The organism is Bradyrhizobium septentrionale, assembly GCF_011516645.4.
In the GTDB taxonomy this organism is placed as follows: Bacteria; Pseudomonadota; Alphaproteobacteria; order Rhizobiales; family Xanthobacteraceae; genus Bradyrhizobium; species Bradyrhizobium septentrionale.
Genome location: NZ_CP088285.1, coordinates 4,941,528 through 4,956,621 on the forward strand (window position 1 = coordinate 4,941,528; position 15,094 = coordinate 4,956,621).

General features: G+C 64.8%; 13 protein-coding genes. 4 read left to right on the forward strand and 9 right to left on the reverse strand.

Annotation, left to right across the window (positions count from 1 at the left end; genetic code table 11):
- The first annotated feature begins 1 nt into the window (after position 1).
- Both HAP48_RS25265 and HAP48_RS25270 read left to right on the forward strand, forming a co-directional pair.
- Positions 2 to 1,711, forward strand: coding sequence for a pyrroloquinoline quinone-dependent dehydrogenase (locus HAP48_RS25265; protein ID WP_166209231.1), 1,710 nt, complete (start codon positions 2 to 4; stop codon positions 1,709 to 1,711).
- 84 nt (positions 1,712 to 1,795) lie between these two features.
- Entirely contained in the window at positions 1,796 to 2,362 is a 567-nt protein-coding gene (locus HAP48_RS25270) for a c-type cytochrome (RefSeq protein ID WP_224496578.1), read from the forward strand.
- Positions 2,363 to 2,399: 37 nt separating this feature from the next.
- On the opposite strand, the gene HAP48_RS25275 is transcribed toward HAP48_RS25270, so the two are convergent.
- Positions 2,400 to 3,314 (reverse strand): ankyrin repeat domain-containing protein, encoded by a 915-nt coding sequence (locus HAP48_RS25275; protein ID WP_166209228.1) that lies wholly within the window; start codon positions 3,312 to 3,314, stop codon positions 2,400 to 2,402.
- A 108-nt stretch (positions 3,315 to 3,422) separates the two neighbouring features.
- Positions 3,423 to 4,322 carry a class A beta-lactamase gene (gene bla / locus HAP48_RS25280; RefSeq protein ID WP_166209225.1) on the reverse strand — a complete coding sequence of 300 codons (900 nt, stop codon included), beginning with the start codon at positions 4,320 to 4,322 and terminating at the stop codon, positions 3,423 to 3,425.
- 105 nt (positions 4,323 to 4,427) lie between these two features.
- On the opposite strand from bla, the gene HAP48_RS25285 reads away from it, so the two are divergent.
- Positions 4,428 to 5,402, forward strand: coding sequence for a LysR family transcriptional regulator (locus tag HAP48_RS25285; protein ID WP_166209222.1), 975 nt, complete (start codon positions 4,428 to 4,430; stop codon positions 5,400 to 5,402).
- A gap of 165 nt (positions 5,403 to 5,567) precedes the next feature.
- On the opposite strand, the gene HAP48_RS25290 is transcribed toward HAP48_RS25285, so the two are convergent.
- From HAP48_RS25290 to HAP48_RS25315, 6 genes are all read right to left on the reverse strand, one after another.
- A complete protein-coding gene (locus HAP48_RS25290; RefSeq protein WP_176399233.1) occupies positions 5,568 to 6,536 on the reverse strand; it encodes an ABC transporter ATP-binding protein in 969 nt (322 codons plus the stop codon).
- The gene (locus HAP48_RS25295) at positions 6,533 to 7,513 is read right to left on the reverse strand and encodes an ABC transporter ATP-binding protein (protein WP_166216030.1); all 981 of its coding nucleotides are present in this window, start codon (positions 7,511 to 7,513) and stop codon (positions 6,533 to 6,535) included. Before HAP48_RS25295 ends, HAP48_RS25290 begins: the two co-directional genes overlap by 4 nt.
- Positions 7,510 to 8,427, reverse strand: a complete 918-nt coding sequence (locus tag HAP48_RS25300) for an ABC transporter permease (RefSeq protein WP_029080358.1) — start codon at positions 8,425 to 8,427, stop codon at positions 7,510 to 7,512. The genes HAP48_RS25295 and HAP48_RS25300 overlap by 4 nt, the downstream gene beginning before the upstream one ends.
- The gene (locus tag HAP48_RS25305; protein WP_029080430.1) at positions 8,393 to 9,349 is read right to left on the reverse strand and encodes an ABC transporter permease; all 957 of its coding nucleotides are present in this window, start codon (positions 9,347 to 9,349) and stop codon (positions 8,393 to 8,395) included. Before HAP48_RS25305 ends, HAP48_RS25300 begins: the two co-directional genes overlap by 35 nt.
- A gap of 28 nt (positions 9,350 to 9,377) precedes the next feature.
- On the reverse strand, positions 9,378 to 11,171 hold the full coding sequence (locus tag HAP48_RS25310) for a peptide ABC transporter substrate-binding protein (protein WP_166209219.1): 1,794 nt from the start codon (positions 11,169 to 11,171) through the stop codon (positions 9,378 to 9,380).
- A 403-nt stretch (positions 11,172 to 11,574) separates the two neighbouring features.
- Positions 11,575 to 12,993, reverse strand: a complete 1,419-nt coding sequence (locus HAP48_RS25315; protein WP_166209216.1) for a M20 family metallopeptidase — start codon at positions 12,991 to 12,993, stop codon at positions 11,575 to 11,577.
- A gap of 416 nt (positions 12,994 to 13,409) precedes the next feature.
- Here HAP48_RS25315 and HAP48_RS25320 point away from each other — a divergent pair, with 416 nt between their 5' ends.
- Positions 13,410 to 13,841 carry a hypothetical protein gene (locus HAP48_RS25320; RefSeq protein ID WP_166209213.1) on the forward strand — a complete coding sequence of 144 codons (432 nt, stop codon included), beginning with the start codon at positions 13,410 to 13,412 and terminating at the stop codon, positions 13,839 to 13,841.
- 18 nt (positions 13,842 to 13,859) lie between these two features.
- On the opposite strand, the gene HAP48_RS25325 is transcribed toward HAP48_RS25320, so the two are convergent.
- Positions 13,860 to 14,951 carry a mandelate racemase/muconate lactonizing enzyme family protein gene (locus HAP48_RS25325; protein WP_166209210.1) on the reverse strand — a complete coding sequence of 364 codons (1,092 nt, stop codon included), beginning with the start codon at positions 14,949 to 14,951 and terminating at the stop codon, positions 13,860 to 13,862.
- Between the last annotated feature and the right edge of the window lie 143 nt (positions 14,952 to 15,094).

Here is a 15,094-nt window from a genome sequence, read left to right on the forward strand (position 1 = left end):
CATGACTGTGAAAGGGCTTGCGGCATTCGCCGCAGCGGTCGGCGTTGGCTTGTTGTCCGGTGCTGCCATCGCACAAGAAGTCAAGCAGGAGAAGCAGTCGGTCCTGGGGAACGCCAATGTCCCTCCGGTGACCCAGGAGCAGCTCAACGCTGCCGACAAGAACGCAAAAGACTTCCTGCTTACCAACGGCAATTACGCCCAGACGCGCTTCTATCCGGGCAAGCAGATCAGCCGGGACAATGTGAAGAACCTGCACGTCGCCTGGATTTTCCAGACCGACGTCAAGGAGTCGCTTGAGACATCGCCGATCGTGGTCGATGGCGTGATGTATGTCACGACGTCGTTCAGCCATGTCTATGCGCTCGACGCCAAGACCGGCCAGCAGCTCTGGCACTATGCCCACAAGATGGGCCCGATCACCGTCTACTGTTGCGGCCCCAACAATCGCGGCGTCCAGGTGCTCGGCGACCGGGTTTATCTGGCGACGCTCGATTCCAAGCTGATGGCGCTGAACGCCAAGACCGGCGAGGTGGTCTGGACCACCAACATCGCCGATCCCGAACTCGGCTACAGCGAGACGATGGCGCCGACCGTGGTGAAGGACAAGGTGCTGATCGGCACCAATGGCGGCGAATACGGCATCCGTGGTTTCGTGCGCGCCTATGACGCCAAGACCGGCAAGCAGCTCTGGAATTTCAACACCATTCCGGAAAACTCCGTCGGCGTCTGGGCGACCAAGGACGCCACCGGCCGCGACATGCATCGCAATATCCAGGCCGAGAAGGACATGCTCGCCAAGATCGGCGATCCCTATGCCAAGCTCGGCGGCGGCGTGTGGCAGAACCCGTCGGTCGATCTCGCGACCAACCGGATCTACTTCGTCGTCGGCAATCCGTCACCCGACCTCGATGGCTCGAACCGGCCCGGCGACAACCTCTACACCAACTCGCTGGTCTCGCTCGATCTCGACACCGGCAAGTATGTCTGTCACTTCCAGTACATCGCCCATGACGTGTGGGATCTCGACGCGGTCAGCCCGACGGTGCTGGTCAACGTCAAGGACAAGGACGGCAAGACGATTCCCGGCGTCATCCATGCCGGCAAGACCGGGCACATCTATGTGCACGATCGCAAGGACTGCAGCCTGATCCGCTTCTCCGAGGCGATGGTGCCGCAGGAGAACATGTGGGTGCTGCCGACCAAGGAAGGCGCCCGCATGCTGCCCGGCGCCAATGGCGGCGTCGAATGGTCGCCGATCGCGACCGACCCGGGACAGGAGCTGGCCTACGCCATCAACCTGCACCAGCCGATGACCTACCACGTCGAGAGCTCGGCCTATCCGAACGGCAAGCTGTGGCTGGGCGGCGCCTTCAAGGTGATCCCGAGCGAGAAGCAGTCGGGCAATATCACCGCGGTGAACTACAACACCGGCAAGATCAAGTGGCAGGTCAAGACACCCGAGCCGATGATCGGCGGCATCCTCGCCACGGCCGGCGGCCTGGTGTTTACCGGCGAAGGCAACGGCAAGTTCGCGGCCTATAATTCGTCGAGCGGCAAGGAGCTGTGGAGCTTCCGTGCCGGCGCCGGTGTCAACGCGCCGCCGTCGAGCTACATGATCGGCGGCAAGCAATATGTCGTGGTCGGTGCCGGTGGCAACACCCAGCTCGATTACAAGCGTGGCAACAACATCATCGCCTTCACGCTCGACTGAGGCGTGATGCATAATTGCGCCTGCAAATGGTGACGGCGAGGCGGGACCGGTTCGGTCCCGCTTCTGTTTTCTTCGGATGAGCAGATGTTCGGCAGATTGATGATTTGTAGCGCCGCGCTGTTGCTGATGGCGGCCGAGGTGCGGGCGGAGACGATCGAGGAGAAGGTGCAGGTCTGCGCCGGCTGCCACGGCGAGAACGGCAAACCCATCGACAAGACCATTCCGACGATCTGGGGCCAGCAGGCCGGCTATCTCTATATCCAGCTCCGCGATTTCAAGCGCGGCGACCGCAAGAGCGAGATCATGCAGCCGATCGCGACGCAATTCGAGCGCGACGACATGCTGGCGATCGCGGAATATTTCTCGCAGAAGCCATGGCCCGATCTCGGCCAGCCCAGTGCGCCGAAGGATGTCGCGGAGAAGGCGGTCAGCGCCAGCCGCTCGGTCGGCTGCCCGGCCTGCCACCTCGACCGCTTCCAGGGCGACGGCACGGTGCCGCGGCTTGCCGGAATGGGACGCGACTACCTCGCGAAAACCATCGCCGATTTCCGCACCCGCGCGCGCGGCAACAACCCCGGCATGTCCGACCTGATGCTGGCAACCTCACCCGACGACCTCGCCGCGCTGGTGGAGTATCTGGCGGGGCTGTGAGTTGCGCGGGAGAGGGGGCGCGTCGCCTTCGCGATTGCTAGCGCGGCGTCAGCTCCTCGCGCAGCGCTGAGAGGATGGTGAGGTCGGCGGCGTGCTTCCCAGCCTTGTCGGCCAGCGCAGCGTCGGCGCCATGGGCCAGCAGTACTTTCGCGATTGCAGGATGATTGCCCTCGGCGGCAATCATCAGCGCGGTGCGTCCGCGCGCATCGCGATCGTCCACCTTGGCGCCGGCGTCGAGCAGATATGAGACGATTTCGAGCGCCTGCGCCTCAGGCACGGTCTCGTCCGGCCCGGCGGCCCACGTCAAGAGCGTGAGATCGTTGGCGTAGCGCGCGTTGATGTCGATACCGAGCGCGAGCAGCTGCTTGACGATGCCGAGCTGACCGCCGGCGGCGGCGTACACGACCGGCGGCTTGCCGGTGTCATCAGCCTTGCGGCCGTCGGCGCCGTGTGCCAGCAGCATGCGCACCACCATGTCCCTGCCGGCATAGGCGGCAGCCGCGACCGGTGATGCGCCGCTGCGGCCGGTGAGATTGACGTCGGCGCCGCGGTCGATCAGGCGCTGCACGATCGCGGCATGGCCGCGCTCGGCGGCAAAATACAGCGCGGTCGATCCCGCGAGGTTGCGTGCATCAACCGGCGCGCCGCGCGCCAGCAGCAAATCGACCATGTCGAGATGGCCGGAGCGGGCGGCGTGGCTCAGCGGCCTTGCGCCCAGCCGGTCCCGCGCATCGACCGAGGCGCCGCCATCGAGCAGCTCGGTGGCGAGATTGATGCAATCGGCATTGGCGGCGGCGAACAAGGTCAGCGAGATCTCGACTGCGCTGAGCTGCGCCTTATCGGTGTCGTATTTGCGGATCAGCTCGCGGCACCGCGCCGGGTCAGCCGCCGCGAAGCTAATTTGGACGCTGCCGGCAACAAGCAGCGCGGCGAGGGCGATGCGGCGATACACGACGTCTTCCTCCGACATGGCATGCTGACGGCATTGCCATTTCGGTTCAACGTCGCATGATCCTCCGTGCCTGCCAAGCCGCGCAGCGAAGTTAAGCCGCGCAGCGTGCTAGCCGGTCTGTCCGGTACTCGCATTCGCAACGGCGCGCGCGACATTGGCGATCACCTCGTTGCACTTGTCCATGGGAGCACTTGCCCCGGTCAGGTAGACCGTCACCACGATCGGCTTGCGGCCGGGCGGCCAGAACACGCCGATATCGTTATAGGTGCCGCGCTCGCCAGTGCCGGTCTTGTCGCCAACCCGCCAGTCGCGGGGCACGCCGGCGCGTAGCCGGGCGTCGCCGGTCTTGTTGGCGACCATCCAGTCGATGAGCCTCTGGCGCGAGGTGGCCTGCAGGACATCGCCGATCGCAACGCGCTGTAGATTCTTCAGCATCGCCACAGGGCTCGTGGTGTCGCGCGGATCGCCTGATACGCCCTCGTTCAGCGCCACCTCCCAGCGATCCAGCCGGCTGACATTGTCGCCGATGGTGCGGAAGAAGCTGGTGAGGCCGGCGGGTCCGCCGATCTCGCGCAGCAGCAGGTTGGCGGCGGTATTGTCGCTGAGCGTGATGGCGGCCTCGCAGAGTTCGGACAGCGTCATGCTCGACCCGACGTGCTCCTTGGTGACTGGCGCGTAGGCCAAGATATCCTTGGCCTCGATTTGCACGCGCTGATCGAGGCTGGATTCGTCGCGGTCGACCCGGTGCAGCACCGCGGCCGAGGCCAGCGCCTTGAAGGTGCTGCACATCGGGAACCGCTCGTCGCCGCGCTGACTCGCGCGCAATCCCGTCTCCATGTCGTGCGCGGCGACGCCGAGCCGGCCGCTAGTCGCCAGCTCGATGCGTGCAAATTCCTGCTGCAGCCGCAGCGCCGCTGCACTCTGTCCCGCCGCGGCGCTTGGCCGCGGCAGGGTGCAGCACATCGCAAGGCCCAGCGTGCGCAATCCAAATGTCCGCCTCGTCAGCATGTCGATTCCCGTTCTCCGTTGGCGGCGCGAACCTGCCGAACGGCGTGACGATCGACAAACAATCATTTATACAGCCAGGCATGAGAAAAACTTGGTCATGACGCCGTGCGCCGGCATCTCCCGCTGAATGCGTTGCGCGCCTTCGAGGCGTCCGCGCGGTTGCTGAGCTTCACCCGTGCGGGGATGGAGCTGCGCGTGACGCAGACCGCGATCAGTCACCAGGTCAAGCAGCTCGAGGAGTCGCTTGGCGCGAGCCTGTTCCGCCGCCTGCCGCGCGGGCTCGTGCTCACCGATGAAGGGCTGGCGCTGCTGCCGGTGTTGAGCGATGCGCTCGATCGTATTGGAGCGGCGATCGACCGCATCGAGGCCAAGGGCACGCGCGAGGTCGTCACCGTCGGCTGCGTCACGACGTTTGCGACCGGATGGCTGCTGCAGCGGGTCGACCGCTTCAAGCGCGCGCATCCCTATATCGACCTGCGCCTGCTCACCAACAACAACCGCGTCGACATCGCGGGCGACGGGCTCGATCTTGCGCTGCGCTTCGGCGATGGCTCGTGGCACGGCACCGAGGCGATCCATCTGTTGTCCGCGCCGCTGTCGCCGGTGTGCTGCCCCGATGCGGCGAGCCGGCTGCGCAAACCGTCCGACCTCGCGCAAGAATTTCTGCTGCGCTCCTACCGCGCCGAGGAATGGCCGCTATGGTTTGCGGTGGCCGGCGCGCCGTGCCCAAAAATCCAGGGGCCGATCTTCGACAGTTCGGTGGCGATGGCCGAGGCCGCGGCGCGCGGCGTCGGCGTCGGGCTGGTGCCGATTGCGATGTTTGACAACGAGCTGGCATCCGGCCGGCTGCTGCGGCCGTTCGCGGCAGAGGCGCCGGCGGGCTCCTACTGGCTGACCTGGCTGAAGTCGCGGGAGATAACACCGGGCATGCGCGCCTTCCGCGACTGGCTGCTCGACACGCTGCGGGCGGAAGCGAGCGAGAGCGAGGATGTGAGGGATGCGCCTGTCTCACGGCCGAAGGCAAAAGCCAAAGCTAAGCCAAAGGCCAAGACGAACGCCGCGAAGAAGCGGAGACGCTGATCTTCAAGCTTGCTTTCTATGCCGTCATCCTGAGGAGCCGCGAAGCGGCGTCTCGAAGGATGAATCGGCCCCGGCTGGTGGCCGTCGACCCTTCGAGACGCGCGCAAGAGCGCGCTCCTCAGGGTGACGGTCGGGGAGCAGAGTGCGCTACAGAGCAATCCCCGCCTAAGCCAGATGGCACGCCACGGAGTGGCCGTTGCTGCCCTCCAGCAGCTCCGGCGCGGTCTGCCGGCAACGCTCCTCGGCGATCGGGCAGCGGGTGTGGAAGTGGCAGCCTTTCGGCGGATTCATCGGGCTCGGTACATCGCCCTTGAGCCGGATGCGCAACTTTTTTGCCTTGGGATCCGGCACCGGCACCGCCGAGAGCAGCGCCTTGGTGTAGGGGTGCTGCGGGTTGCGGTAGAGATCGCTGGCCTTGGCGAGCTCGACGATGCGGCCGAGATACATCACCGCGACGCGGTCCGAGATGTGCTCCACGACCGAGAGATCGTGGGCGACGAACAGATAGGTGAGGTTCAGCTCGGCCTGCAGATCCTCCAGCAGGTTGATCACCTGGGCCTGGATCGAGACGTCGAGCGCCGAGACCGGCTCGTCGCACACGATCAGCTTCGGCTCCAGCGTCAGCGCGCGGGCGATCGCGATGCGCTGGCGCTGGCCGCCGGAGAATTCGTGCGGATAGCGCCGCATGTGGTCGGCCTTCAGCCCGACCTTGACCAGCAGACGAGCGACGCGGTCCTCGCGCTCGCTGGCCGAGGTCACGAGGTTATGGATGATCAAGGGCTCGGCGAGGATCGTACCAACCGTCATGCGCGGATTGAGCGACGCGAACGGGTCCTGGAACACGAGCTGCATGTTGCGCCGCATGGCGCGCAGATCGCCGCCGCCGAGCCCCATCACGCTCTTTCCGTCGAACACGACCTCGCCCGAGGTCGGCTCGATCAGCCGCAGCACGCAGCGGCCGGTGGTCGACTTGCCGCAGCCGGATTCGCCGACCAGCCCCAGCGTCTCGCCGCGGTTGACCGAAAACGACACGCCGTCGACCGCATAGACCTGGCCGACCTCGCGCGACAACAGGCCACCGAGCACCGGAAAGTGCTTCTTCAGATTGCTGACGCGCAGCAGCGGCTCGCTCATGACGCGTCTCCGAGGTGGCAGGCCATGCGATGGCCGGGCGCGATCTCGCGCAGCCGCGGCTCCTGTTCGGCGCAGATGCTCATGGCGTGTTTGCAGCGGGGCGCAAAACGGCACCCGGGCGGCGGATTGATCAGGATCGGCACCGAGCCGCCGATCGCCTCCAGCCGGGTCTTGTGCTCGGCGTCGAGATCGATGCGCGGGATCGAGCGGATCAGGCCCTGGGTGTAGGGATGGCGCGGATCGGCGAACAATTCGTCGACCCCTGCTTCCTCCACCACCTTGCCGGCATACATCACGACGACACGCTGCGCGGTCTCCGCCACCACGCCCATTGCGTGGGTGATCAGCATCACCGCCATGCCGAGGCGTTCCTTCATGTCCTGCAGCAGGTCGAGGATCTGCGCCTGGATGGTGACGTCGAGCGCGGTGGTCGGCTCATCCGCGATCACGAGCTTGGGCCGGCAGGCCAGTGCCATCGCGATCATCACGCGCTGGCGCATGCCGCCGGAGAACTGGTGCGGATAGTGATGCACGCGGCCTTCGGCGTTGGGAATCTGCACCAGCTTCAGCATCTCGATGGTACGTTCCAGCGCCTGCTTCCTGGTCACCGCCTCGCGGCGGCGCAGGCTCTCGGAGATCTGCTCGCCGATGGTCAGCACCGGGTTGAGCGAGGTCATCGGCTCCTGGAAGATGAAGCCGATCTCCTTGGCCCTGATGTCGTCGAGCTCGTGGCTGGTCAGCGGCACCAGGTCGCGGCCCTCGAAGATGATCTCGCCTGCGACGATCTTGCCCGGCGGCATCGCGATCAGCTTGAGGATCGACATCGCGGTGACGGTCTTGCCGCAGCCGGATTCGCCGACCACGCACAGCGTCTCGCCGCGATTGATGCTGATGTCGACGCCGTCGACCGCCTGCAGGATGCCGTCGTCGGTAGTGAAATGGGTTTTCAGGCCCTTGATCTCGAGCAGCGCCATCAGATCACCTTGCGCGCGTCGAGCGCGTCGCGCAGCCCGTCGCCGATGAAGTTGATGGCGACCACCGCGATGAAGATCGCGCCGCCCGGAAACAGTGCCCAATGCGGGCCGATGTCGAGAAAGTCCTTGGCGTCATAGAGAATGCGGCCCCAGGTCGGGGTGTCAGGCGGGAAGCCGAGGCCGAGGAATGACAGCGTCGATTCCGCGATGATGGCGGCGGCGACGTCGATCGTGCCGGCGATGATCACGGGTCCGAGCGCATTGGGCAGGATGTGGCGCACCACCTGCCGCACCGGGCTCGCGCCGAGCGCGCGCGCCGCCTCGACGAATTCCTTCTCGCGCAGCGACAGGAACTGGGCGCGCACCAGGCGCGCGACCGGCATCCAGCGCAGGCCGCCGATCACCAGCACGATCAGGATGAAGATGCCGCCCTCCGGGCCGAACACCGCCCTCAGGCCGTCGCGGAACAGATAGATCAGCAGCAGCAGCAGCGGCAGTTGCGGCAGCGACAGGAACAGGTCGGTGAGCCACATCAGCCCGTAGCCGAGCGCGCCGCGCGACATGCCGGCGAGCGCGCCGATCAGCGTGCCGACGAACACCGAGACCAGCATTGCGGCAAGGCCGACTGCGAGCGAGATGCGTCCGCCATAGATCATGCGGGCGAGCAGGTCCTGGCCGAGATCGTCGGTGCCGAACGGATGCGCCAGCGAGGGGCCCTGCAGGCCTGCCACGACGTCGACGTCGTTGATGGCGACGCGCCAGATGAATGGCCCGATCACGACGGCCAGGATCAGCACCGACAGCAGCACGGCGCTGACCACGGCCGGCTTGTGCCGGCGATAGCGGCGCCAGGTCTCGCGCCAGGGCGAATAGCCGCGCCGCTCAGCGGAAGGAGATGCGAGGGTCAAGCCAGCCATAGAGCACATCTGCGATCAGGTTGAACAGCACAACGAGGCACGCGAACACGAAGGTGACGGCCATGATGACCGGCGTGTCGTTGGCGAGGATGGAGGAAATCAGCAGCGAGCCGATGCCGGGAATCCGGAAGATCTGCTCGGTGACGATGGCACCGCCGAACACGGCAGGCATTTGTAGTGCAATCAGCGTGACGACCGGGATCATCGCGTTGCGCATCACGTGCTTGACGATCACCTTGGCCTGCCCGAGGCCCTTGGCGCGGGCGGTGGTGACATAGTCGAGCCGGATGACGTCGAGCATCGCCGAGCGCACGAAGCGGGTCATCGACGCCGCCTGGAACAGGCCGAGCACCATCACCGGCATGATGGCCTGCCGGATCATCTCCAGCGCCCATTTGATCCCGCTGCCCGGCACGTCGGTGTAGACGAAGGGCAGCCAGTCCAGCTTCACCGAAAACACCAGGATGAACAGGATGCCGGTGAAGAAGGTCGGCAGCGAGAAGCCGATGAAGGCGAAGGTGTTGGCGATCTGGTCGAACAGCGAATAGGGCCGGGTCGCCGCATAGACGCCGACCGGGATCGCAATCAGGAGCGCGAGCAGCTGGGCGGAGCCGATGATATAGAGTGTCGCCGGCAGCCGCTGCAGGATCAGCGTGTCGACATTCATCCGGCTGACGAAGGAAAAGCCCCAGTCGCCCTGCGCCATCGCCGCCAGCCAATGCAGGTAGCGGAGATAGATCGGGTCATCGAGGCCGAACTTGGCCCGAAGCGCGGCCTGCACTTCGGGCGGCACATTTGGATTGGTCGCGAGCTCGGAGAACGGGTCGCCGGGCGCGAGTGCGAGCACGACGAACAGCACCAGCGAGATTCCGAGCAGGCTCGGAATCGCGATCAGCAGGCGACGAAGGATATACTGACTCATGAGGGAGCAATCCGTTCGACTGACGTCGTCAGGCGTCCCTGTACCAATCCTGCAAATTATCCAGGTCGTTGGCCCAGCCGCTGATGACGGGGCGCAGCGTATTCGACGCGGCGCCGACCTTGATGCGGTGCATGACCGGAATCACCACGTTGTCCTGCCACATCAGGTCATTGCACTTGATGTAGAGATCGGCGCGCTTGAGCGGATCGATCTCGTTCTCGGCGGCATCGACCGCGGCATCGAAGTCCTTGTTGGCCCAGCGCGGGAAGTTGCCGCCCTGCCACTTGTTCTCCTTGGTGGCGATGTTGCGCGAATGATAGCGGCGCATGTGCAGCGCCGGATCGGGCTGGGTCATCGGGATCTGGAACATCTCGATGTCGGAGTAGAATTTTGCGTAAGTGTCGGGATTGGCGACGTCGGAGGAGAAGAACACCGAGGCCACCACCGATTTCAGCTCGACGTCGATGCCGGCCTTCTGGCAGGCCTGCTTGACGATCGCCTGGGTCTTCTGGCGTGGTCCGTTGATCGAGGTCTGGTACAGCAGCTTTAGCTTCTTGCCGTCCTTTTCGCGGATGCCGTCCGAGCCGACCTTCCAGCCGGCTTCGTCGAGCAGCGCGGCTGCCTTCTCGATCGAGAATTCCCATCTGGTGTTTTTGGAGACGAACTCCTCGGGGCCATTGAGGTAACTGGCCGTGGTGCGGCCGGCGCGGCCGTAGATCGCCTTCTTGACGGAGTCGCGGTCGACCAGCAGCGCCAGCGCCTGGCGCGCGCGGGGATCGGACAGGATCGGATGCTTGGTCTTCATCGACGACCGTTCGCCGTCGACCTCGGTGTTCGGGTCGGTGAAGTTGATGGCGATGAACTCGATGTCGCCGCCGGGGGCGTAGACAGTCTTGCCCTTGCCGCCCTTCTCGAGACGCAGCAGCACCTCGTCTTCGACCTGCATGTTCCAGGCGTAGTCATACTCGCCGGTCTGGATGATGGCGCGTGCCGCCGAGACCGCATCGCCGCCGCCCTTCAGTTCGAACGTGTCGAAATAGGGCCGGTTCGGCATATGGTAGTCGGGGTTGATCTCGCCGCGGATCTGGTCGCCCGGCTTGAACTCGACGAATTTATAGGGGCCGGTGCCGACCGGTTTCAGATTGTTCGGCGCCTCGCGGGATTTGCTGCCCTTGTACTCCGCAAACAGATGCTTCGGGATGAGGCAGCCATAGGCGCCGACAAACGCGTTCGCCCAGAACGGGGTCGGCTTCTTGAACACGACGCGAATGGTGAGGTCGTCGATCTTTTCGACCGCGCTGACATCGCCATAGGAGCCGACGCTCACGGCCGCCGTTGCCGGATCGCTGCAATATTCAAAGTTGAACACGGCGTCATCCGCCGTGAAGGGCTTGCCGTCGTGCCATTTGACGCCGGGCTTGAGTTTCCAGACCACCGACTTGGCGTCGGCGGCGAGCCCGCCGTTCTGGATCGACGGGATCTCCGCGGCAAGGATCGGGTTGAGCTTGCCTTCGGTATCCCAGCTCGCCAACGGCTCGTAGAAGACGCGCGAGCCGTCCTGGTCCTTGGTGCCGGTGGCGAAGTGCGGGTTCAGCAGGGTCGGGCCCTGCCACCACAGCAGTTTCAGTGGACCGCCGCCGCCGCGCTTGGTCGGCTTGTAGGGGCTGGGGCTCTGCGCCATCGCAACGCCGCCGAGGCTGAGGATCTGGTTCGCCATCGGAGCGGTGAGGCCGACGGCAATCATTCGCTTGACGAAGGCGCGGCGATCCATCCGCCCGTCCCTCACGTCGTCGATCATGCCACGCAGATTCTTGTCGAACATAGTCCCCTCGGTCCGGCTCACGTGTGATTGCGGCGGGCCGGGGAACCGGCCGCCGTCTTGGCGGCAGGATGGCACACCGAATGACCGCCAAGGTCAACGGCTCCCGGGGCCCGGCGCATAGGTCTTTTGGCTATCGCTTGTGCAGAACCTCGCGCGGCCGCACATCGGTTCGGCATTTCGGTGCCAAAGCCCGTCTCTGCGCGCCTCGCAGTGCGGAAAATTTGTTCGTTATCCTTTGTTCCGAGATGCCTTTTTGTCACGCAAACACGTTTTCGAGCGAAGTGGATGCCGATACCGGTTGGCGCGAAGAAAACGCGTCAAAACAAAATCCAGCTCTGTTCCGATCCAGTCGGAACGGCGCTCTGGCCGGGCCCCCGAGGAGCCCGGCCGCAAATGTGGCGCGTCAGGCGACCGACATGTCCAACGGCGGTGCAACATTCGCCGGCAGCGGACTGATATAAGGAGTGCGGGTGGTCCGCTTCTTGAGATCGGCTTTGGCGGCTTCGATCAGCTCCGGCTCCAGCAGCGCCTTGACGCCGAGGCCGGCCATCGCCTTGGCGGCCTGCACCATCGCCTTGTGCGCGGCCGGCGTCTTGCCCTGCGCCACAACCTGCCAGGTGTGGAACGGCGTGCCGATTGCAACCGTCGGTGCGTGAACCTGCACGGTCGGCACCACCCAGCTGACGTCACCGACATCGGTCGAGCCGATCAGCGGATTGCGCTTGGCGTCGATCGGCACCAGGAAATCGGCGAGCGGCCGGTCGGTCGGCTCCATGCCGATCGCGTAATACACCGAGGCGATATCCTTCTCGGTCAGGGTCGCGCGGATCTTGCCGGCGAAATCCTTGTCGGCATCGTCGAAATGCGGCGGACCGAGATCCTCCATGATCCGGTGCAGCGTCTGCTCCAGCGGCGTGTTGGGCAGGATGTTGGAGACCGCGGAGATGATCTTCATCTCCACCTTGGTCTCGGTCATCAGCGCAGCGCCCTGCGCGATCTTGTGCACGCGTTCGACCAGCTCGTTCATGCCGGGCAGGTCGCGGGCGCGGATCGAATAGCGCACGCGGGCATGGGCCTGCACCACATTCGGCGCGATGCCGCCGGTGTCGAGCAGCGCGTAATGCACGCGCGCATCGCTCGGCATGTGCTCGCGCATGTAGTTGACGCCGACATTCATCAATTCAACCGCGTCGAGCGCACTGCGGCCGAGATGCGGCGAGGCCGCCGCATGCGAGGTCCGCCCGGTGAAGCTGAAATCGGCCCTTGTGTTGGCGAGCGACGGCGTCACCGCCACCTCCCAGAAACTGTGCGGATGCCAGGTGATGGCGATGTCGGCATCCTCGAACGCGCCACAGCGCACCATGAAGGCCTTTGCCGCGCCGCCTTCCTCGGCCGGACAGCCGTAATAGCGCACCCGGCCCGGCACCTTGTTGGCGGCCAGCCAGTCCTTCACCGCGGTCGCGGCGAGCAGCGCCGACGAACCCAGCAGATTGTGGCCGCAGCCATGGCCGTGGCCACCGCTCTCGACCGGGTGGGGTTCGGCGACGCCGGCCTCCTGGCTGAGGCCGGGCAGGGCGTCATATTCGCCGAGGAAGGCGATCACGGGTCCGCCTTCACCCCATTCGCCCATCACCGCGGTCGGAATGTCGGCGAGGTTCTCGGTGATGCGAAAGCCCTGATGGCGCAGTTCGGCCAGATGTTCGGCGGATGAGCGTGCCTCGGTGTAGCAGACCTCGGGCATCGCCCAGACCCGGTCGCTCAATTCGATGAATCGCGGCTTGATCGTGTCGACCCCGCGCCAAACATCACTACGGTTGTCCATTTGCTTCGGTCCCTTAACTCGCTGGAGCATGATCCGGAAAAGTGTGAAGCGGTTTTCCCTCGCGACAAACACGGAACGCGTTTGCGCGGAGATCATGCCCCAACAATGAGCTCAAAGCGCGATGACGATTCAACCCAATCTCGTCGCGCTTTGAGCAATCTGAACCACAAAGGGCTAGCAGCTTGCCGCGAGCCCGACTAGGGCACTTGCTTGCAGACCCGATCCGCGACCTGAAGCTATGTCTTTCGGCTTGGCTTCAAGAGCGGGTATCGTCGGCCTGCCCAACCGTGTCCCGCCAAGAGTCCAACAAGGGTCCAACAAAGGGTCCAACGACGGAAGTTGCGAAAGCGACCCACGCATAGTACTCATCCCGAAATGCCCGTTGAAGTAGAGGGGACAGTAAGAGGGGAAGTCATATGTATCGGATGCTCGCCGTGGTCAGTATCACCATCTTCACGTTGGTAATGGCCGGTTCCGCCTACGCGGAGAAGATCTACTATCTTCACGACCCTGGCGGCAACACCGCCGCGCACATCTACAAGTACTCGCAAGTCAATGCGGAGTATGACCGCGTGGTGATCGATGGCCGCTGCAAGTCGTCCTGCACGACGGTCCTGGGGACCGTTCCCCTCAACAAGATCTGCATTACCCCGAGCGGCTACTTCATGTTTCACGCTGCACATCACGGCGATCGCAGCATTAACCCCGGCGAGACCCAATTAATGATGTCGGCCTATGCGCCCGAGGTTCGCGACTGGGTGATGCGGCACCACGCGCTCGAACAGGTCGACCCTTACACTTACCTGTACGCCAGGAATGTAACATTCATCCGCCACTGCAACCGATAGCCCGAGCCAGCTGTTCCATCATCCCGCGCTGAGCCGCTCCAGTCCCTTCCAGTCGAAGGCGATGCCGTGCCCCGGCCGATCCGGCGCGATCGCCATGCCCTGCTCGAGAACCAGCGGGTGCTCGATGTAGCGATCGAGGCCGAAGCCGTGCGCTTCGAGATACGAGCGGTTCGGGCAGGCCGCCAGCAGATGCACGGTGATGTCATGCGCGCCGTGGCTGGTCACTGGGATGTTGAAGGCCTCGGCGAGACGCGCGATCTTCATGAAGCTAGTCACGCCGCCGCAATTGGTGACGTCCGGCTCGGCATAAGACAGCGCGCCGCCGGCGATGTAGGGCTTGAACTCCCACAGGCTGCGCAGGTTTTCTCCGGCCGCAATCGGCACGCCGCCGGCCTGCAGGATGCGGGCGTGTCCCGCGACGTCATCCGGAATGGTCGGCTCCTCGAGCCAGGTCAGGTCGAACGGTTGCAGGGCGCGCGCGGCGCGGATCGCCTCCTCGACGGTCCATTTCATGTTGGCGTCGGCCATCAGCGGAAACTCGTCGCCGAGATGGCCGCGCATCGCCTTCACGCGCGCCACATCGGATGCGAGGTGAGGGCGGCCGACCTTCATCTTGATGGCGCGAAAACCCTTGGCGAGGTTGTCGTCGGTCTGCTTGAGCAATCTATCCAGCGGCAGATCGAGATCGATGCCGCCAGCATAGCAGGGCACGCGGCGGTCGAAGCCGCCGAGCAGCCGCCACAGCGGCAGCGACGCCCGGCGCGCCTTGAGATCCCACAGGGCGATATCGAGCGCGGAGAGCGCAAGCACCGCCGGCCCGCCGCGGCCGCCATAATGCAGCGCCCACCACACTTTGTGCCAGAGCTGTTCGGTGTCGTCGGCCTCCATCTCGCGCGCGATCTCGGGGATTTCGCGGCGGAGGATATCGGCGATGGCGCCGCCATTGCGGCCGACCGTGTAGGTGTAGCCGGTGCCTTCCGCGCCATCGGCGTCGCGGGCGCGGATCGTGACGAGCTCGAACGCCTTGATTTCGCCATGCGTGCTGTCGCTCAGCACGACCGGGAGCGGGATCTTGTAGAATCCCACGGTGAAGTCCTTGAGGATGGCCACGCCGGAACTCCCTGATCATCAGCAATGCGCGGCACACGATCTCAAAAGCCCAGGCCGGCCGCAACCTCGCGCGCGCGAATGTCTGCCTTGAGCGATCAGCTTGCCTTCTTCTATGATGTGGCTCGCGAGGACGTGGTCCGACC